The organism is Acinetobacter sp. V91_7, assembly GCF_031799075.1.
Lineage (GTDB): Bacteria > Pseudomonadota > Gammaproteobacteria > Pseudomonadales > Moraxellaceae > Acinetobacter > Acinetobacter calcoaceticus.
Genome location: NZ_JAVQNT010000018.1, coordinates 293,299 through 312,645, shown reverse-complemented (window position 1 = coordinate 312,645; position 19,347 = coordinate 293,299). Strand labels below are relative to the sequence as shown.

Below are 19,347 nucleotides of genomic sequence, written 5' to 3'. Positions count from 1 at the left end.
TTACTAAATATTATACAGACCTGTACGTTTTTACTTACATGATGATAAGAAAAATACTACTTTTCTTCATAATTGGATGTGTCACAATACATCACATAAGGAAATAGAAACAAAGACACTGGAAGTGAGTTAAAACAACAAGAAGGATGTGACTAGCATCTCACCAACGATAATAAAAACAGAAATAACACGATAAACAAAAACTACAGCGCAAAAAACCCAAGCAGAAATGCTTGGGTTTTTTATTTGCTTTTACACTAAGTTAGTTTCGTGTGAGTCGCTACCAAACAAAGATCGGCGCTGATCTCTAGGGATGCGGGGACATTGCGTTGAAATCTGATAAAGCACGTTGGCTAAAGCAGGAAGGTGTGTTCCCACTACAGATTTACCCGTTGTTAACAGAGACACGCTAATATCTCTTTCAGGATCGGCCCAACATAAAATGTTGGAGAATCCTAAATGACCAAAAGCTTGCCCCGTCATTGGACCAAAAAGGCCTACAGGGTTACTACCTAACATTGGTCCTAAGGCATAGCGCATTGGAATTAATAAAGTACGATCAATGTTAACGCCTGTAGTCGGCAGTGTTGCCCTGAAAATCGTTTTCTCACTGAAAATTTGCTGACCGCCATAGCTTCCTCCACTTAAAAGCATTTCAAAGAAACGTCCAGCTTGTTCTGCGCTGGTATAGATGTTTCCGGCTGGGCAAATTGTGTCCATAAAACGGTTGTCGTTAGTGACATCAACTGCAAGTTGTAACCCTCCACCTAATACATGGTTCAGGTAGTGGTCGGTACCAAGGCGAGGGTGTAGACCCGTTGCACAGTTTAAAGCAACCTCTGAGCGGTATTCTGGTTTTAAACCATAGTTGAAATAAGGCATTCCCATCGGTTTTTCGATAGTTTGATGCACAAATTCACGTAAATCTTGCCCAGTCACCCGCTCAATCACTTCTCCTAAAATATAACCCGCTGTAACAGCATGATAGGCAAGATGGTTACCAGCAGGGGATACAGGCTTGGCAGCATATAAACGTTTTAAAATTTGATCTTTATCAAAGAGTAATTCTGGTGTGACATCGCCGTCTATATAGGGAATGCCGCCACGATGTGCTAATAAATGAAAGATAGTCGCACGGCGTTTACCATTTACGCCATATTCCGGAATATAGTAGCTCACAGGATCAAGCAAATTGATTTCGCCTTTTTCATCTAATAGATGAATTAACATGGCAGTGATCATCTTTGATGCTGAAAACAGGCAAACAGGTGTATCTGGAGTCGCAATCAAAGCATTCTCTTGTAGTCCTGCTGGAGAGTTCCCCTGAGCATATCCAATGCTTCGGTTCAGCAAAACTTTACCTTGTCGACGTAGACAAAAAGTAATGAGTGGATAATTTCCGGTTTTATATAATGCTTCTACACTGTTCCAGATTTTTTGAATCTGGCGTCCAGTCATTCCACCCTGTTCAGCAGCAACCTCATCTTTACGACGAATAACTCGCTCAATATTGTCCGGTACTGGACAAGTGTTGGTTGAAAAAATTTTCACACGTTCCTCGCGCTTATTTCTTTTTATTCAAGGGTAGTGTGCAGAGTTAATATGCTCATGTCAGTGTCTAAAATGACAAGTTACTGAAAACTATTTTGCAATCCACCTATAGATACCTTAAAATAGGCGACTTGCTGTAGTGATGCACGGCAGTCAGTTGCCTCAACTGATTCATATCGTTTACTTTTTTTAAGCATCTCGGAGAAATCGAATGGCTTTAACTAATGCAGACCGCGCAGAGATCATTGCTAAATTTGCTCGCGCTGAAAATGACACTGGTTCACCAGAAGTACAAGTAGCTTTATTGACTGCTCAAATCAATGATTTACAAGGTCACTTTAAAGCTCACAAACACGACCATCATAGCCGTCGTGGTTTGATTCGTATGGTTAACCAACGTCGTAAATTGCTTGACTATTTAAATGGTAAAGACCACGGTCGTTACACTGCTTTGATCGGTGCTTTAGGTTTACGTCGTTAATTCGATTTTCACTTTGTTTTCGCTATTTCGCATGTCGCAATGCTTGATTGCTGAAAAGAGAGTTTCACTTAATTTTAGATTAAGTGATTTTTAGAAGGGGCGCTTGTGCGCTCCTTCTTTGCGTTTAACTTTTAACATTATTTAAAATTTTTGGTCTAGTGTGATGGCTTCTAAGCTTTGTCATTTATCTACCAATCGGTGTAGTCTGAATGCCAAACCTTAGGGGTCTCACTAGAATAAAATTAGGAAAATACAATACATGTCAATGTTTAATATCGTTCGTAAAGAATTCCAATATGGTCAACACACTGTTGTTTTAGAAACAGGTCGTGTTGCACGTCAAGCAAATACAGTTTTAGTTACAATGGGCGGCGTAACTGTTTTAGTTGCAGTAGTTGCTCAACCTAAAGCAAAAGCGGGTCAGGACTTCTTCCCGTTAACAGTTAACTATCAAGAAAAACAATATGCTGCGGGTCGTATCCCAGGTGGTTATGGTAAACGTGAAGGTCGTCAGTCTGAAGCTGAAACTTTAATTTCACGTCTTATTGACCGTCCAATTCGTCCATTGTTCCCAGAAGGTTTCTATAACGAAATCCAAGTGACAGCGACTGTTGTTTCTTCTGATAAGACTATGGATGCTGACATTGCTGCAATGATCGGTGCTTCAGCTGCAATGTCAATTGCAGCTGTTCCATTCCGTGGTCCAATTGCAGGCGCACGTGTTGGTTTAATCAACGGCGAATACATTCTTAACCCAACCCACGAACAATTGAAAGAAAGTGATCTTGATCTTGTGGTTGCGGGTACTGAATCTGCGGTACTGATGGTTGAATCTGAAGCGAAAGAACTTTCAGAAGACCAAATGTTAGGTGCTGTACTTTTCGGTCATGACGAAATGCAAATTGCTGTTCAAGCAATTAAAGAATTTGCTGCTGCTGCTGGTGCAGTTGAATCAACTTGGGTTGCTCCAAGCAAAAACGAAGCTCTTCTTGAACAATTAAAAGCAGCTTTCGAAGCTAAAATTTCTGAAGCATATACGATTGCGGTTAAACAAGATCGTTATGCAGCACTGGATGCACTTTATGCAGAAGCTGTAGCTCAGTTCGTTCCTGAAAATGACGAAACTGGTATTGCTGACGAAGTAAACGAATTATTTGAAGAACTTAAATACCGTACAGTACGTGACAACATCTTGTCAGGTAAACCACGTATTGATGGCCGTGATACTAAAACTGTTCGTGGTATCGACGTTCAAGTTGGCGTATTAGATCGCGCACACGGTTCTGCATTATTTACACGTGGTGAAACTCAGGCGTTGGTAACAACAACTTTGGGTAATACTCGTGATGCATTAATGGTTGATACATTGTCAGGTACGAAAACTGACAACTTCATGTTGCACTACAACTTCCCTGCATACTCTGTAGGTGAAACTGGCCGTGAATCTGGTCCTAAGCGTCGTGAAATTGGTCATGGCCGTTTAGCACGTCGTGGTGTTCAAGCAGTTCTTCCTGCTGCTGACCGCTTCCCATATGTTATTCGTATTGTATCTGACATTACTGAATCTAACGGTTCATCTTCAATGGCTTCTGTATGTGGTGCGTCATTATCACTTATGGATGCGGGTGTTCCACTTAAAGCACCAGTTGCTGGTATCGCAATGGGCTTAGTGAAAGAAGGTGAGCGTTTTGCAGTACTTTCTGACATCTTAGGTGACGAAGATCACTTAGGTGATATGGACTTTAAAGTAGCAGGTTCTGCAAACGGTATTACTGCACTTCAAATGGACATCAAGATTGAAGGTATTACTGAAGAAATTATGGAAGTTGCATTAAACCAAGCATTTGCTGGTCGTATGCACATCCTTAACGAAATGAATAAAGTTATTTCACGTGCTCGTCCTGAAATCAGCGCTCATGCACCGACATTTGAAGTCATTAACATCAATCCAGACAAAATCCGTGATGTTATTGGTAAAGGCGGTGCAACGATTCGTGCCATTACTGAAGAAACTAAAGCTGCAATTGATATTGAAGATAACGGTACAGTTCGCGTATTTGGTGAAACTAAAGCTGCTGCTCGTGCTGCGATTGCAAAAATTCAAGCACTTACTGCTGAAGTTGAACCAGGTAAGATCTATGACGGTAAAGTAATCCGTATTGTAGAATTCGGTGCGTTTGTAAACATCATGCCGGGTACTGATGGTCTTCTTCACATTTCGCAAATTTCAAATGAACGTATTGCGAACGTAACTGATGTTCTTAAAGAAGGTCAGGAAGTGAAAGTACAAGTTGCTGATGTTGATAATCGTGGTCGTATTAAATTGACTATGAAAGACATTGAACAAGCATAATTGTTCTAGTGACATGAAAAAGTCCGCTTGATGCGGACTTTTTTTATGGCATGATGCAAGTAATACAAAAACAGATCATCGTGGTATGCAGGTTTATTACTTTTATCGCCATCAAGCTGAGGGCTATGTCTTTTTAAGCCGTGAACAGCATAGTGAACATGTCCTAGAGTTTTTCTGGATTGATAGTCTCAGAACGGATGTGGTCAATCATAATGAAGAATGGCAACAAGAGATTCAAAAGATTTCAGGCGTAGTTATTAATGAATTTCATATGCGGGATATTTCGAATATTGAACATCCTTGTGCCTTTGACACGCTTGAAGAATATGACTTACTGATTTTTAAAAAGCTAGTTACGCCTGATGATGAAATTAAACATGCTGAATCGCAAGACAGTGTTTTTGGTTTGGCAACTACACCAATTAGCTTTATTTTGACGCCAGATGTGCTGGTTAGTGTGCGTGAACCGGGAAACAAGTCTATTGAAAATTATATTCAACGTCTTGATAACATTTTATGTAGAACTTTAGAAGAGCAAAATAAAACCCGTAAATTACCAAATTCACCGATCGATTTATCGTTACGGTTGTTAAACAGTATGATTGATGGCTATCTTGATATCCGCTCGCCATTGACGAGAAGAGTCGAACATTGGCAACAGCAATTGCTTCAGGGTAATCGCCGTTTTAAACAATGGCATCAACTATTCCATGAGAATATGGCATTCCAGCAAGTGGAAAATCTATGCGAGGAGCAAATTGAAAGCTTGCAAGAGTTTAGAGATGAAATCGTAGAAAATTACCACCATGTGATTGGCAAGCATATCCACAATTCACAAGATATTTTACTGGTGCGTTTAAATGATTTGATGAGTCATGTTGAACGTATTCAAAAACATACTTTGCGATTGCGTAGCGCCATTCAGTCCGCAATTGATCTGCATTTTTCAGCCATTGCGAACCAGACCAATGAGAACATGCGGATTCTTGCAATTATCACCGCCGTTTTTGCGCCTCTTACTCTTTTAACGGGTATTTATGGAATGAATTTTGAGTTTATTCCTGGTCTTAAATCGCCAGTTGGTTTCTGGATTATGCTAGGGGTCATGCTGCTGAGCACCATTGTACTGTTGTACTATTTCTATCGGCAGCATTTGGTGGGGCGAGGTGAGCGAAGTGTCATTGATTTGTTGGCCCAGCAGCATCGTCAAGATCGGATGAATTTATTTTGGTTTTTGGAATATGAACCAATTAAGCAGACTTTGAAGGAAGTAGAGAAGATTACTCGGTTGAAGTAATAGGAATTTTCAAAGATCAGTAAAGTTGATTTGTTAGTACTGCCTCAAATTTAGGGATTAATTTGATACTTATTGTCTAGGCATATCCTTACTTTTGACTGGGCAAAAGTAACAAAACCCCTTCCTTGGACTGACGGTACATCCATGTTACCGCAGTCCAAAAGGCGGCATCCATGCCGTCCATCACGTTAGCTCATACCTGTGTGAAAGATTATTTAGAAGAAAAAATCTTAATGAAAATGCTTCAACTCTTTCCTTAATTGTTGTACTTCATCAATCAAATCTAACATCACTGCAACTGCTGCCAAACTTGCATCAAAGTCACGTTGTAGACGATAAGCTTTACGAGCACGAGAGACATCTTCGCCCATAAACTGATGGGTTTCAGGTGCGGTGTTGACCGATAAAATATCATATTCAATTAGCTGAATAATCCAGTCGGGACTTTGACCACAAGCTTGTGCGAATTGTTGTAGATCAAATGTGGATTGTTCATCAACGACCTCAGCACTAAAGGTATGGCCGTCATATACAAATTCTCGATAATGAATGGTTGTCATAATCTTGCTCCCTAATGAGATGAACGAGGTTCGAATGAAGCAAAGGCTTCTGCCAGTTGCTGATAGGCTTGTTTTTCTTTTTCAGAATGTGCAGGTGGAAATACAATATTTAAGATTAAGTATAGATGCCCTGGTGTTTTATTAGGTATCCCTTTGTCTTTTAAACGTAGCTGTTGTCCTTGTTTTGCATTGTGAGGTAAATTAACGTTTAAAGGTCCAGCTGGTGTTTTTACTTCAATACCTTGACCTAACGCTGCTTCCCACGGAGCTACATCTACAGTCAAATATACATCACTGCCTTCGACATGAACGCGGTCTGTATCTTTATACTGGATTTCAATATAGAGATTGCCGTTAGCACCGCCATTGATACCACTTTGTCCTTGTCCACTTAAGCGAATTTGCTGACCTTCTTTCATACCTTTTGGTATTTTGACTTGAAGGGTTTTACGTTGAACTTCAGGTTCGCCATAAGCATTTACGGTCGGAATTTGCAGGGTAATTTGTTGCGTTGATCCATGATAGGCAATATCAAGATCGACCTCTATGCTGGCATGTTGATCTTCACCGCGATAACTACGCTGTTGTCTCTGGTGTTGTTGTTGACCACCACCAAATCCTGCACCAAAGCGACCAAATAAATCTTCAAAACCGCTAAAGTCTGCTTGCTCACCACCTGTAAAGCCTTGGCGGTAAAACTGTGCACCATCGAAGCCACCTTGCGCAGCGCCTTGACCAAAGTTATTAAAACCTTGTGGGTGGTCAAGTATCTGGTCATATTCGGTTTTTTTTTCGGTGTTACTTAGCGTGTCGTAGGCGACATTAATCGCCTGCATTTTTGCTTCAGCATCTTTTTCTTTGCTGATGTCAGGATGATATTTACGAGCTAATTTTCGATAAGCTTTCTTAATTTCATCAGCAGAGGCTTCTCGAGAAACCCCCAATTCTTCATAATAATTTTTGGCCATAATGTTTTATCAGGATGGTGTGGTTTATTTCATTATGAAACGATTTTTAGAGTTTTCAATAAGCTAGATTGTATAAGTGTTGTTCTATTGAAAATAAAATTGAGAGAAAGAGGTATAGATGGAGTAGGGCTATACCTCTCATTAGTTAGATAAAAGTTTGGTACAAGCCGTAAATAGCAATCAATAGAAGTAATAGGCCGCAAAGCCCTAATATTTTTGGATATAAATGGCTATTAGAAAGACGGCGGAAAAATACATAAACCAGAGATAAAGTTAAGAAGTCTAAAACAATCCATGTCAGGGTGAGTATGGTTAAACTTAGGTTGAGCTGTGGTGTAATAGAAACAAATTGCGGAAAGAAAGCAGAGAAGAAAATAATATCTTTCGGGTTGGATATCCCGACAAAAAAGCCCTTTTTGAAGCCACCATTTTGTGCCGAAACTGTTTGTATCGCTTCTGGGTGAGGTGCCTGAATGACTTCTTTAAGAATAGTGAAACCTAAATATCCAATATATAGACAGCCTAAAATACGGATAATATTGAGATAACTATCGTTAACACTCAGTACTCCCTTTAAAACGAGTACTGAAATAAAAATTAAAATAAGTGAGGCTAAATTTGTACCAAAAATTGTTTCAAGTGCCTTTCTATATCCACCTTTAAGTCCAGCGCTTGCAACTAAAATCATGACAGGGCCGGGGGTAGCAATCATAATAATGACGCTAAAAATAAATAGAAAATAATCAAAATAATTCATGGAATATAAGTATCTTATTTATTGGGCTATAAAGTAATCTTATATTATCTTATTTAAAATAAGATTTTGAAAACGATCATCAAAAAATAAGGATAAATAAAAAGGCGGTATATCCGCCTTTTTATAAAGTTTAACTACTAACTCAAATGCTCACCAAATAACGCTAAAGCTTCTTCAGCGGTAAAGGTGTATTGCGTATTACAGAACTGACAGTCCATACGAATAGGGTTCTGTTCTTCTAACGTTTCATGAACAGCATCTACACCAATTTGAATCAGTGCATTAGCACAGCGTTCTTTTGAACATGTACAGCCGAATTTGAGTGCTTCAATTTCTGGTAAACGAACCTCCTCTTCGTTATATAAACGATATAAGATCTCGGTTGCATCTAAATTCGTGAGCTCTTCAGCTTTTAATGTTTCGGTTAACATGGTCAAGCGTGGCCATAAATCTTCATCAACCAACTTTTGCTCTTCGTCATCATGACGAGGTAAAAGCTGAATGAGTAAACCACCAGAGCGCTTAGCAGTACTCGCTAGCACAATTCGAGTTGGAATTTGTGCAGATAAGTCGTAATACTGCATGAGGCAACCCGCTAAATTTGCCTGATCAAGAGGTACAATGCCTTGGTAACGCTCGCCAAATTCCGGTTCAATATTGATAAATAAAACGGGGTTAACTAAAGCGCCGAGAACTGTGCTGCTGTCTGTTGCTTCAATGAAGCGTGGATCACTTTCATAATCGGCTAAAGCACGAACTTCACCTAAATGATTACATTCAGCCATTGCCCATTTAAAGGTGCCGCTAGCCTGGATTTGCAAGCTGATACGACCTTTGATTTTTAATGTACTTGCAAGTAATGCAGTCGCACTCAACATTTCACCTAGCAAAATTTTAACGGCAGGCATATAGTCACGTTGAGCTAAAATAGTTTGTAGTGCTTCTTCTAGATGAACTACTTCCCCACGAACTGGAAAGTTCTCAATATAAAAGCGTTGGCGTAAATCAGACATAATATTCTCCAGGGCCCTAAGTAGATTATAACAATTTAGTTTTAAGCAAGCTTAGGGAATGCAGCGAAGCCGCAAGTAGGACAAAGGACAGCTTGGTGTCCATTGTCCAATTATTTAGGCAATGTGAATAAGTCCTTAATATAGCCATTTTTTGAAATCTCAAGTTATTCTAGATGATCTCTTGTAATATCAATGCGATTTGGCTGTAAATGACGCTTTAAATTCACATCGTGTTTTGACGTGGCCTGTTGTTGAGCATCACTTTCAAATAGATGTTCAAGTTCGGCTAAAGCGTTACGATGCGTCTCAAAGATCTTCTGTTCATCAGTATAAATACTTTGCTGTTGTATGAGCAATTTCTCATCATAATCCCGAAAGATTTCGATATTGTTATAGGCTTGCTCGTCAGAGATACCGAGTTCTCGTAAGGCTTGATAAGCTATTCCTAATGAAGATAAATACGTCTCACGCCAAATATATTCAACGCCTAAATCTCTTAAAAGATGTACATGATGGCGATCACGAGCGCGAGCCAATAACTTTAAGTTTGGATAATTTAATCTGAGATGACGTGCCACATTCATAGAATCTTCGACATCATCAATCGCTAAAATAAATACTTTGGCTTTTTCAATACCCGCAGAACGCAGTAAATCTGGTTGGGTTACATCACCATAATAAAGTGATCCACCATATCGTCTGACAAAGTCGACTTGATGAAGATTGTTATCAATTGCGGTAAACCCTAGATGTTGCAGGCGGGCAATACGCGCAATAATTTGCCCAAACCGACCAAAACCAGCAATGATAATCGGGTTTTCTTGCTGAGGAATTTCATCGTACTCAGGCGGGCGTTCTTTATTAAAAAGCGGAATGACCTTGTATGCCATAAACCAGTAAATCACTGGCGTGAGTACCATCGACAAAGTTACAATAAGAGTCACAGGCTCTAATAAAGCTTGAGTTAAAATCTTTTCACTTTTAGCTAAGCTTAAAATAACGAAAGCAAACTCACCGCCTTGAGCTAAACAAGTTCCTAATAGTAGGCTGTTATTCCAACTATACTTTTTATAGCGTGCAATGGCGGTCAATATCAGTGTTTTAATGACTAGTAAGCCGATTGCTCCACCAATAATAAGCCACGGCATTTCAATCAATAGTGACAGTTGAGTAGTCATACCCACGGTCATAAAGAATAAGCCAAGTAGTAGGCCTTTAAACGGTGCAATACTGGCTTCAACTTCGTGACGAAATTCGGAATCTGCTAATAATACGCCTGTGAGGAAAGCACCTAATGTCGTGCTAATTCCTAACGTATCCATCAGCAAAACGACAGCAAGAATAATAAATAATCCTACCGCCGTAATGAGTTCAGTTGCTCCACTTTTGGCAACAAAACGGAAAAATGGACGCATCACATAACGACTAAATAGAAATAGACCAGTGAATGTTGCGATGATAGCCGCAAAATAAGCGATCCCATGATGGGTTGATTCTGTTCCTGCGAGTAATGGAATAATTGCAAGTAACGGAATCGCAGCTATATCTTGAAATAATAAAATTGAAAAAGACTGCTGACCATAGGTTGTGTTGAGTTGCTGTTTTTCAGTCAGAAGCTGTAATACAAAGGCTGTAGAAGACAGTGCCAGCGCAAAACCAACCACAAAGCTGACGGCAAGTTGTTGTTGAAATAGGAAGAGTACGATCAGCATAAGAACGCCACCGCTAATAAGAACTTGCAGACTTCCCATTACAAAAATAGAGTCACGCATTTCCCACAAACGCTGTGGCCTTAATTCTAAGCCAATCAGGAACATCAATAAAATGACACCGAATTCGGCAAGTTCCATAATTGCTTCAGGGTCATGAGCAATATTTAAAACACTAGGACCCAGAAGTATTCCTGTAAATAAATAACCTAAAACTGTTGCAATCCCTAGGCGTTTGCCAAGAGGGACTAAAATCAGAGAAGCTCCAAGAAAGATAGTTGCTTGCAGTAGGAATGACATCCATTGCCTCGAATGTATTAGTCTCTTTTAAGTGTAAAACGAAAAAGACGTCTTCACACCATGATATTCAAATCATCTAATTAAATTCTTGCGGATCGACATCAATTGATAGCCTGAGTTGATGCTGTCTAGGGGCATGAACCAATTGAGACCACCATTGTCTTAAGTAAAAATGTAGACGAGCGCGGTCGGCAGATAAAATCACCATGTGTGCACGATACCGCCCAGCTTTACGTTCCATCGGTGCTGGAATAGGTCCCCAAATATCAACAATCTCACCTGCAACTTGGCGAAGTTGCTCAGCAGCTTCATTTAAAAAATGCAAGGTATAGTCTCGATCCTTCGACTCGGCACGTATGAGTACGGCATAGCGGTAGGGTGGTAGTAAAGCAACTTTGCGCTCGGCCAGTGTTTGCTTGGCAACCGCGCGATAGTCTTTTTCGATGAGTGTGGTTAGGAGTGGGTGATCGGGTCTTAAGGTTTGTAAATAGACATGGCCTTTGTGTTCACCACGACCTGCACGACCAGCAACTTGAACAATTAACTGCGCAGTACGTTCTGGCGCACGGATATCGACACTAAGTAACCCTGCATCAATATCTAAAATGGCAACCAAAGTCACATGTGGGAAATGGTGACCTTTTGCCAACATTTGCGTACCGAGCAAAATTGTTGGTTTGTTTTGATGAATGCGATCATAGATTTTTTGCCAGCTTCCGACACGACTGGTACTGTCACGATCTACCCGAATCACGTCATGCTCTGGAAATAATTCTTGTAAGTGTTCTTCGACCTTAGCTGTTCCTGCACCTAAAGTTTTTAAGCTTTTTTGCTGACATTCAGGGCAATGATCCGGTAAGCGATGAATGGTTCCACAGTGGTGGCAATGTAAATAAGAATAAGGCTGGGTATGCAAAGTAAAATGTGCATCACAATGTGGACAATTAGCTTGCCATCCACAGCTTTCACAAACCAGTACAGGCGCATAACCACGACGGTTTAAAAAGATTAAAACCTGTTCTTTTCTAGCTAAAGTATGTTTGATTTGTTCAATGAGAGGCTGGCTAATTCCATGCTGTTTTTTGACAATTTTAAGATCAATCAAATGCATTTTAGGCAAAAGTGCATGTCCAGCACGTTTGTTGAGTTGCAGCGAAGTTAACTTGCCAGTTTCGACCAAATAATAACTATCAATACTTGGTGTTGCCGAACCTAAAATCACAGGGCAGCTTTGTAAGTGCCCTCGGTACAGTGCGACATCACGCGCATGGTAACGGAAGCCTTCTTGCTGTTTATAAGACAGGTCGTGCTCTTCATCTAAAATGATTAAGCCCAAACGTGGCAGCGGTGTATAGATCGCTGAGCGTGTCCCTAAAATAATAGATGCTTTTCCGGTCTGTGCCTGTTGCCATGCTTGTAAGCGTTTGGAGTCGTTGAGGCCAGAATGCAATAAAGCAATATCACAATTAAAACGAGACTTAAAACGAGAAATGGTTTGAGGAGTTAAACCAATTTCAGGTACCAAAACCAGTACTTGTTTACCTTGCTTTAGCACCTCGTGCATGATGTGTAGATAAACTTCGGTTTTGCCACTACCTGTTAAGCCATCTAGCAAAAATGCTTGGTATTGATGCTGTGCTTTAATAACCTGTTGGGTTGCTTGCTTTTGGTCTTCATTTAGCGTGAGCGGCATTTGTGCCAATTGAACAGGTGTAGGGCTAAAGTCGTGTGGTTCAAGCGTACATTCAACCAAACCTTTCTTTTCTAGTGCTTTAAGTGTTGCAGTTTCTACACCACTTAAATTGAGAATGTTCTCTGTTGTTCCCGCAGGATGTAACTTTAAAATCTGATAAGCATCTTGTTGCTTTACTGAACGTTTAAGCAGTGCCTCAACATTGTCGCATGGAGTAATTTTCCAGAGATGGAACAAAACGTCCATCGGTTTGCCCTGACGTAGTATAGCCGGAAGGGCGGTTTGCATGACCTCGCCAACTGGAAATTGGTAATATTGTGCAGACCATGTCAATAAACTTAAAACTTGTTCATCTAAAATGGGTTGTTCATCTAAAAGTTCAGAAATGGCTTTAAGCTGAAATTTGCCTGTAAATGGCTCATGTGGATTCACTTTTTCAGTGATGATACCAATTAGGTTTTGTCGCCCAAATGAAATAGCGACGCGTGAGCCTACTTGAGCCCGTTCATATTGTGCTTCGGTGAGTGTATAGTCAAAAGTGTCGTACAGATGCACAGGTACGGCAACACGCACACGATAAACAACTGAATCAGGCTTTGGCGTTATGGTCATAGAGGCTCATTTCGTCAATTTTAAAAAACGGCATAGCGTCGTGAAGAGGACTTGGGTATTCTACACAGGCTATAGAATGAATATGAATGATTGCGTAGCATAGATGCAACAGCAGCGACTATTATTTTTGGAAAATTAGAACATTACCATGCCTGCATATCAATTTACTGCCATTGATGCTTCAGGGAAGCAGCAAAAAGGAGTGCTTGAGGGAGACTCAGCACGCCAGATTCGCCAACAATTACGCGATAAAGCATGGACACCAATTAGCGTTGACCCTGTTGAACAAAAAGATAAACATCAGAGTCAGGGGTTATTTCAAAAAAAGTTCAGTGCCTATGATTTGGCACTCATGACCAGACAACTTTCTGTTTTGGTTGCAGCCGCAATTCCTTTAGAAGAAGCTTTACGTGCGGTGAGCAAGCAAAGTGAAAAAGCGCATGTGCAAAATCTTTTATCGTCTGTTCGTTCGCGAGTCATGGAAGGGCATTCCTTAGCTCAAGGTATGCAGCAATCTGGACGTTTTCCGGACCTCTATATTGCAACAGTTGCTGCAGGTGAGCGTTCGGGGCATTTAGATCTGATTTTAGATCAGCTCTCGGATTACACCGAAAACCGTTTTGCCATGCAAAAGAAAGTTCAGGGTGCCATGATTTACCCAATCATTTTAATGCTGATGTCATTTGCTATTGTCATGGGCTTAATGACTTTTGTTGTGCCAGAAATTGTTAAAACTTTTGATCAAAACAAAGATGCACTACCGTGGATTACGGTCGCCTTAATGAAAGCCAGTGATTTTATTCGCCATGCGTGGGTGTTTATTATTATTTTTGCAGTTGTCGGAATTGTCGCATTTGTACGGTTTTTAAAAACAACAGCTGGGCATTATGCTTTTGATCGATTAACACTCAAATTGCCATTATTCGGTAAACTGTCACGTGGTATTAATTCGGCACGATTTGCCAGTACCTTATCTATTTTGACCCGTTCAGGCGTGCCGTTGGTCGATGCATTAAAAATTGGTGCAGCCGTCACCAATAACTGGGTCATCCGCGATTCAATTGCCCATGCGGCTGAGCGTGTTACAGAAGGTGGTAACTTGGGTACGCAGCTTGAGCGCAGTGGTTATTTCCCACCAATGATGGTACAAATGATTCGAAGTGGTGAGGCATCAGGTGAGCTCGACCGCATGTTAGAACGAGCATCGACCATGCAAGACCGTGAGGTTACAACATTTATTTCAACCTTACTGGCATTACTTGAACCGCTTATGCTGGTTCTAATGGCAAGCATTGTACTGGTTATTGTAATCGCGGTTATGCTGCCAATCGTAAATATGAACAATATGATTTAATAACTTTGATATTAGAGATAATGATGAAAGTAAAAAATATTCAAAGCGAAACAGCGATGGAACAACACAGTGAATCTGCAGTTTCAAATCAGTTTGAGCCAACGTGCCATTCCAAGCGTAGCTCTTTATCAAATGACTGTTCCTCAAGCGTAGCTTTCGGACTTGCGGCACGTTCGAACGGTGTTCGAATGAAACGTGCCTCAGGCTTTACCCTCATTGAAGTTATGGTTGTGATTGTGATTTTAGGCGTGTTAGCAGCGCTCATCGTACCAAATGTCATGGGGCGTAGTGAAAAAGCTAAAATTGATACCACCCAAATTACATTAAAAGGTGTGGCTGGTGCTTTAGATCAGTACAAGCTCGATAACGGTCATTTCCCAACAATGCAAGAAGGTGGACTAGATGCTTTAGTGAATCAGCCTGCTACAGCAAAAAACTGGATGCCGGGTGGATATGTTAAAGGTGGTTATCCTAAAGATAGTTGGAAAAATGATGTTCAATATGTAATTCCAGGTGCAGATAGCCGAGCTTTTGATTTGTACTCGTTTGGTGCAGATGGCAAAGAGGGCGGTGAAGGTAATGATGCAGATATTTATTACCAACCTTAATTGAAAATATAATGGAGATTATCAATTCGTTTAAAAAGATAAACTGGTAAATACGAATTGATAATCTTTCTTAATCATAAAAATATAGTAAGTTTTTGAAAGATATGAAATAAAGTTAATGGTTATATTTGAGACTTATAATAAGAATTATTCCCATATTTAATAGTTACAAGAAAGTTAAAATGTAGAGAAAAATAAGCTATATATTTAAATAAAAGCTTTGCATAATAAATAAAAAGCATTTTATTACATTAAAAGGAGAGATTAAATGAAAGCATTTCTCATCGTAGATGAACTGACTCAGTTTCATTGGGTAATGCTGAAGTCTGTCCTGTTGATTTTGGGTTTATTGCCGATTGCCGAAGTTTTTTTAAAGCTATGGCTTAATACCGAGGGAAGTAGCCAAATCATGATTGGTTTCTTTGCATTAAGTATTGTGAGTGCATGGTTAATGGTGAGCTTCTTTACTGCATTAAAAGCGAGTGTCTGGCAAGCTAAACAAATATCCACTAAATATGAGCAATTGCTTTTTAAAGCCTATCGTTATGTGCCGATGGTCTTTTTATCGAGTTTAGTTGCTTATTTATCTTTGCAATTATCGATAGCTTTTTAATAATATTTTAAAACCAAATTTTTAGATAAAACGTAGACTGAATATCTACGTTTTATTTTTTAATTTAAGCAGGTTGTTGTACTAGCATTGCTGTAATTTTACGAACGATAGGCAGGATGAAAAGTAGCGTTGGGAAAGCAATTAACCAAGAAATAGCCCATGCAGACATCCATACATAAATGGAAAATTCTTCTAGTCCCAAACTTCGTAATGTACTAATCATTGAAACCACAAACGTCATAATGATCGATAGAAGAAAGGGTAAAACGATAGATGTATAGCGATTTGGAAGTTTTTTAAAACTAAACAAAGATTTTGAGTTTTGCATTTTTGACTCCGTAAACCAACAAACGCCAGTGCCATTCAAAAATATAAAAATATTTTGAACAAATAGCTCCAAGCATTGTTGGAGGTATGTTGGCACGTTGATTGACGTAAACGTTTACGGCTTTTTGATGAGCAGATTTAATTTAGCATGAATTTTTCAAACTGGAAATAAAAAGAGGGTATTTCTTTATTTGTACATATTATATGCTTCAAATCAGATGTTTAAGAACATGAGAAAAAGTAAATGGAACAAATCGAGTGGAGTGATTTTTCAAAGGTAGAGCTTCGCGTGGGTAAAATTATTCAAGCTGAAGTTTTCGAAAAGGCTCGTAAACCTGCTTATATTTTGCATGTAGATTTTGGTGAAGAGTTAGGGGTACGTAAATCGAGTGCGCAGATTACTAAGCTCTATCAGCCACAAGATTTAGTTGGTAAGTTGGTGGTTGCGGTAGTGAATTTTCCCAAAAAACAAATTGGACCTATTCAGTCAGAATGTTTAGTGACAGGATTTCATAATGCAGATGGTGATGTAGCACTTTGTATCCCAGAGTTTGAAGTGCCTCTGGGTACAAAGTTATTGTAGGTTAGCGGCGGGATTTAAAAGAAACGTCAACTTTACGAGGACGATAAACCCAACCTAAAACCAGCAGTAATACTGCAAATCCTAAAATTGGATAATCACCTAAACGGTTATAAAGGGTCTGACCTTGCATCGCTGGTAAATCACCTCTCAAAACAAACTCTTTGTCGATCGGTGCTTGTTCGGTGATATGACCATTTTGATCAATAAAGGCTGTTACACCTGTATTGGTTGCACGGATAAACCAGCGGCCATTTTCTTTAGCTCGCATTTGTACCATTTGTAAATGTTGCAATGGTCCAGCAGTACCAGTAAACCAAGCGTCATTAGATACAGTCACTAAAAAGTCGCTGTCTTCTGCATTACGTCGGGTGAGGTTTGGATAAGCCACTTCATAACAAATCGCAGCGGCAAGCGCGTGCCCCTTAATCATAAGTGGTTTTTGGTCCCTCTCGCCACGTGTAAAACCACTCATGCTAATATCATTTTGCATGGCCGGTAATACCCAAGAGAGTAAACCTGAAAGAGGGATGTATTCACCAAACGGAACAAGACGTTGCTTTTTATATAGACCACTGGAATCGCTTCCAGAAGCCATAATACTGTTGTAATACAGTGGGCTACCAACTTCATGTGATTTGGTAACATCCCAGTAAGGAATTCCGGTTACCCATGCAGTGTGGTTCTTTTTAGCTTGTGCATCCATTGCATCCAAAAACGGTTCGATATCGGTTTGGAAGAGTGGAATTGAAGATTCAGGCCATACAATTAAGTCACGGCCCCATTCAGATTGAGTCAAACCTGCATAAATCTCTAATGTTCTAACTTGATATTCGGTTAGCCATTTTAAATCTTGTGGAATATTGCCCTGAATGAGTGAAACACTAAGCGGCTTGGCAGCTTTAGGTTTTACAAACTGTATATATGATGCTCCCCACGCGCCTAAAACCAACAGGGCAGAAGGGATAACCCAGAAAATACGCTTACGCAGAACTTCAACTAAAGCACAGGCTAATACAATGACGACAAAGGAAATTGCATAAATACCGAATAGAGGCGCATAACCATCGAGTAAACGTTCGGTAAAAGCATAACCCACAAACAGCCATGGAAAACCTGTAAATACCCAAGTTTTTGCCCACTCAAAAACAATCCAGAGTGGTGCGAAAGTCAGTGGTGTTTCAGGGAAGAAACGTCGATACACCCAAGTTTGAAATGCAGTAAACAGACCCATCACAAGGGCCATAATGGCAATCATACAAACGCTTAGAAACGCATTGGTATCGCCATATACATGGATGGACGTGTAGAGCCAGAAAGCTCCCACAAACCATAAACCAAAGCCATAACTCAAGCCAATAGCAAAAGCTTGTTTGGCTGAGCGGTTATGTAATGATGCATAGAGTAGGGCAGGAGATAATATTGCCAACCACCACCAATAATAAGGTGCCAGTGAAAAACTGAATACGGCACCTGAAAATAAAGCAATGAGTAAAGGAAAAATTAAAGGAAGCTGTTTTTGTTGTTGCGAAGAATCTAACAACTTTTCAAAGTATGCTCTCATTGACGTACAGCTCGAATCAGATGAATAGTGCGGGCATCTGCTTCAACAATTGTAAATAACCAATTTCCAAGCTCAACAGTTTGACCTTGTAAATCACTTACCAGACCAATCTCTTGAAGCAATAAACCGCCGACAGTTTCTACTTCATCGTCAGAAAAATCAGCATCTAAAACAGTATTGAAATGTTCAATTGGTGTAAGTGCTTGCACCATCCATGCATTTGCTACCGTATGGTCATTGTCAGGAACAATGTACTGAGCATCTTCATCAGCAGTGTCATGTTCGTCTTCGATTTCGCCAACGATCTCTTCAAGAATATCTTCAAGCGTAACAAGACCAGCCGTTGAACCATATTCATCAATCACAATCGCAATGTGAGTCTGAGTATGTTTCAACATGCGTAGTACCTGATCGGAACGCGCACTTTCTGGAACAAATAAAGGTTGACGCATCAGAACTCGAATATCCACTTTGGTATTCGGTTCAGTTAGAAATGGCAACAAATCTTTTGCGAGCAAAATCCCGACAACATTATCAGGCTGATCAGAAGAGAAGACTGGAAAGCGTGAGTGAGCAGACTCGACCAGTACATCAAGAATATCAAGTAACTGATCATCTTCTTGCAAACTGATCATTGCTGTACGTGGTGTCATGACTTCACGAATTTTTGTAGCAGGAAGGTCAAGAACACCTTCAAGCATGGCAACAGTATCTGGTTCTAAAAAGCGGCGTGAATTTTGGACTAATTTTAATAATTCATCACGGGTTTCTGGTGCTGTACCTAACCATTTACGTAAGCCTCGCATTCCCCACGATGGACTTGGTTCCTCTTGCATGATCTTTCCTAAAGACTCAATCTATCAAATGAATACTTTGAATCATACCGAAGAAAAGATGCATATGCATCTATAAAACCAGCTAAAAGACAAAACGCATATTGTTATGTAAAAGCCAGTTACAGTTAACAGGTCAGTAATTTGTTTATGCTAAAATGTGAAAATTCTATT

At 39.9% G+C, this 19,347-nt stretch carries 17 protein-coding genes; 7 read left to right on the top strand and 10 right to left on the bottom strand.

What is annotated here, in order from left to right; all coding sequences use genetic code 11:
- Positions 1-252: 252 nt before the first annotated feature.
- Positions 253-1,551 (bottom strand): serine hydrolase, encoded by a 1,299-nt coding sequence (locus RMB03_RS02115; protein ID WP_281836739.1) that lies wholly within the window; start codon positions 1,549-1,551, stop codon positions 253-255.
- Positions 1,552-1,762: 211 nt separating this feature from the next.
- On the opposite strand from RMB03_RS02115, the gene rpsO reads away from it, so the two are divergent.
- From rpsO to RMB03_RS02100, 3 genes are all read left to right on the top strand, one after another.
- The gene (gene rpsO, locus RMB03_RS02110; protein WP_002114951.1) at positions 1,763-2,032 is read left to right on the top strand and encodes a 30S ribosomal protein S15; all 270 of its coding nucleotides are present in this window, start codon (positions 1,763-1,765) and stop codon (positions 2,030-2,032) included.
- 265 nt (positions 2,033-2,297) lie between these two features.
- Entirely contained in the window at positions 2,298-4,385 is a 2,088-nt protein-coding gene (gene pnp, locus RMB03_RS02105; RefSeq protein ID WP_171252347.1) for a polyribonucleotide nucleotidyltransferase, read from the top strand.
- An 85-nt stretch (positions 4,386-4,470) separates the two neighbouring features.
- The gene (locus RMB03_RS02100; RefSeq protein WP_311073490.1) at positions 4,471-5,682 is read left to right on the top strand and encodes a magnesium transporter CorA family protein; all 1,212 of its coding nucleotides are present in this window, start codon (positions 4,471-4,473) and stop codon (positions 5,680-5,682) included.
- Between the two features lie 230 nt (positions 5,683-5,912).
- Here RMB03_RS02100 and RMB03_RS02095 read toward each other — a convergent pair whose 3' ends face one another.
- From RMB03_RS02095 to RMB03_RS02070, 6 genes are all read right to left on the bottom strand, one after another.
- Positions 5,913-6,242: a chaperone modulator CbpM gene (locus RMB03_RS02095; protein WP_311073487.1), complete on the bottom strand. Its 330-nt coding sequence runs from the start codon at positions 6,240-6,242 to the stop codon at positions 5,913-5,915.
- Between the two features lie 11 nt (positions 6,243-6,253).
- Positions 6,254-7,210 carry a DnaJ C-terminal domain-containing protein gene (locus RMB03_RS02090; RefSeq protein WP_311073485.1) on the bottom strand — a complete coding sequence of 319 codons (957 nt, stop codon included), beginning with the start codon at positions 7,208-7,210 and terminating at the stop codon, positions 6,254-6,256.
- 145 nt (positions 7,211-7,355) lie between these two features.
- Positions 7,356-7,967: a LysE family translocator gene (locus RMB03_RS02085; RefSeq protein ID WP_045436893.1), complete on the bottom strand. Its 612-nt coding sequence runs from the start codon at positions 7,965-7,967 to the stop codon at positions 7,356-7,358.
- A gap of 137 nt (positions 7,968-8,104) precedes the next feature.
- Complete coding sequence (gene hslO / locus RMB03_RS02080; RefSeq protein ID WP_080026220.1) at positions 8,105-8,980, bottom strand: Hsp33 family molecular chaperone HslO; 876 nt, start codon at positions 8,978-8,980, stop codon at positions 8,105-8,107.
- A gap of 164 nt (positions 8,981-9,144) precedes the next feature.
- A complete protein-coding gene (locus RMB03_RS02075; RefSeq protein WP_311073482.1) occupies positions 9,145-10,989 on the bottom strand; it encodes a monovalent cation:proton antiporter-2 (CPA2) family protein in 1,845 nt (614 codons plus the stop codon).
- 76 nt (positions 10,990-11,065) lie between these two features.
- The gene (locus RMB03_RS02070) at positions 11,066-13,294 is read right to left on the bottom strand and encodes a primosomal protein N' (RefSeq protein WP_017388466.1); all 2,229 of its coding nucleotides are present in this window, start codon (positions 13,292-13,294) and stop codon (positions 11,066-11,068) included.
- 148 nt (positions 13,295-13,442) lie between these two features.
- Between RMB03_RS02070 and gspF the strand changes: the two genes are divergently transcribed.
- The 3 genes from gspF (at position 13,443) to RMB03_RS02055 (ending at position 15,869) form a co-directional block, all read left to right on the top strand.
- Complete coding sequence (gene gspF, locus RMB03_RS02065) at positions 13,443-14,648, top strand: type II secretion system inner membrane protein GspF (RefSeq protein WP_005045048.1); 1,206 nt, start codon at positions 13,443-13,445, stop codon at positions 14,646-14,648.
- Between the two features lie 23 nt (positions 14,649-14,671).
- On the top strand, positions 14,672-15,256 hold the full coding sequence (gene gspG / locus RMB03_RS02060) for a type II secretion system major pseudopilin GspG (protein ID WP_311073608.1): 585 nt from the start codon (positions 14,672-14,674) through the stop codon (positions 15,254-15,256).
- Between the two features lie 268 nt (positions 15,257-15,524).
- Positions 15,525-15,869: a hypothetical protein gene (locus RMB03_RS02055; RefSeq protein WP_003654643.1), complete on the top strand. Its 345-nt coding sequence runs from the start codon at positions 15,525-15,527 to the stop codon at positions 15,867-15,869.
- A gap of 64 nt (positions 15,870-15,933) precedes the next feature.
- On the opposite strand, the gene RMB03_RS02050 is transcribed toward RMB03_RS02055, so the two are convergent.
- Entirely contained in the window at positions 15,934-16,197 is a 264-nt protein-coding gene (locus tag RMB03_RS02050) for a DUF2798 domain-containing protein (protein ID WP_003654645.1), read from the bottom strand.
- A 243-nt stretch (positions 16,198-16,440) separates the two neighbouring features.
- On the opposite strand from RMB03_RS02050, the gene RMB03_RS02045 reads away from it, so the two are divergent.
- Positions 16,441-16,779 (top strand): tRNA-binding protein, encoded by a 339-nt coding sequence (locus RMB03_RS02045; RefSeq protein ID WP_080026224.1) that lies wholly within the window; start codon positions 16,441-16,443, stop codon positions 16,777-16,779.
- A 1-nt stretch (position 16,780) separates the two neighbouring features.
- On the opposite strand, the gene lnt is transcribed toward RMB03_RS02045, so the two are convergent.
- Positions 16,781-18,340 carry an apolipoprotein N-acyltransferase gene (lnt, locus tag RMB03_RS02040; protein WP_311073477.1) on the bottom strand — a complete coding sequence of 520 codons (1,560 nt, stop codon included), beginning with the start codon at positions 18,338-18,340 and terminating at the stop codon, positions 16,781-16,783.
- Positions 18,337-19,176: an HlyC/CorC family transporter gene (locus RMB03_RS02035; protein WP_004794939.1), complete on the bottom strand. Its 840-nt coding sequence runs from the start codon at positions 19,174-19,176 to the stop codon at positions 18,337-18,339. The genes lnt and RMB03_RS02035 overlap by 4 nt, the downstream gene beginning before the upstream one ends.
- Between the last annotated feature and the right edge of the window lie 171 nt (positions 19,177-19,347).

Coding starts and splice junctions, on each gene's coding strand:
- gspG (WP_311073608.1), top strand. CDS start 14,672: ATGAAAGTAAAAAATATTCAAAGCGAAACAGCGATGGAACAACACAGT.
- RMB03_RS02050 (WP_003654645.1), bottom strand. CDS start 16,197: ATGCAAAACTCAAAATCTTTGTTTAGTTTTAAAAAACTTCCAAATCGC.
- gspF (WP_005045048.1), top strand. CDS start 13,443: ATGCCTGCATATCAATTTACTGCCATTGATGCTTCAGGGAAGCAGCAA.
- RMB03_RS02095 (WP_311073487.1), bottom strand. CDS start 6,242: ATGACAACCATTCATTATCGAGAATTTGTATATGACGGCCATACCTTT.
- lnt (WP_311073477.1), bottom strand. CDS start 18,340: ATGAGAGCATACTTTGAAAAGTTGTTAGATTCTTCGCAACAACAAAAA.
- hslO (WP_080026220.1), bottom strand. CDS start 8,980: ATGTCTGATTTACGCCAACGCTTTTATATTGAGAACTTTCCAGTTCGT.
- rpsO (WP_002114951.1), top strand. CDS start 1,763: ATGGCTTTAACTAATGCAGACCGCGCAGAGATCATTGCTAAATTTGCT.
- RMB03_RS02055 (WP_003654643.1), top strand. CDS start 15,525: ATGAAAGCATTTCTCATCGTAGATGAACTGACTCAGTTTCATTGGGTA.
- RMB03_RS02035 (WP_004794939.1), bottom strand. CDS start 19,176: ATGCAAGAGGAACCAAGTCCATCGTGGGGAATGCGAGGCTTACGTAAA.
- pnp (WP_171252347.1), top strand. CDS start 2,298: ATGTTTAATATCGTTCGTAAAGAATTCCAATATGGTCAACACACTGTT.
- RMB03_RS02045 (WP_080026224.1), top strand. CDS start 16,441: ATGGAACAAATCGAGTGGAGTGATTTTTCAAAGGTAGAGCTTCGCGTG.
- RMB03_RS02090 (WP_311073485.1), bottom strand. CDS start 7,210: ATGGCCAAAAATTATTATGAAGAATTGGGGGTTTCTCGAGAAGCCTCT.
- RMB03_RS02085 (WP_045436893.1), bottom strand. CDS start 7,967: ATGAATTATTTTGATTATTTTCTATTTATTTTTAGCGTCATTATTATG.
- RMB03_RS02070 (WP_017388466.1), bottom strand. CDS start 13,294: ATGACCATAACGCCAAAGCCTGATTCAGTTGTTTATCGTGTGCGTGTT.
- RMB03_RS02100 (WP_311073490.1), top strand. CDS start 4,471: ATGCAGGTTTATTACTTTTATCGCCATCAAGCTGAGGGCTATGTCTTT.
- RMB03_RS02075 (WP_311073482.1), bottom strand. CDS start 10,989: ATGTCATTCCTACTGCAAGCAACTATCTTTCTTGGAGCTTCTCTGATT.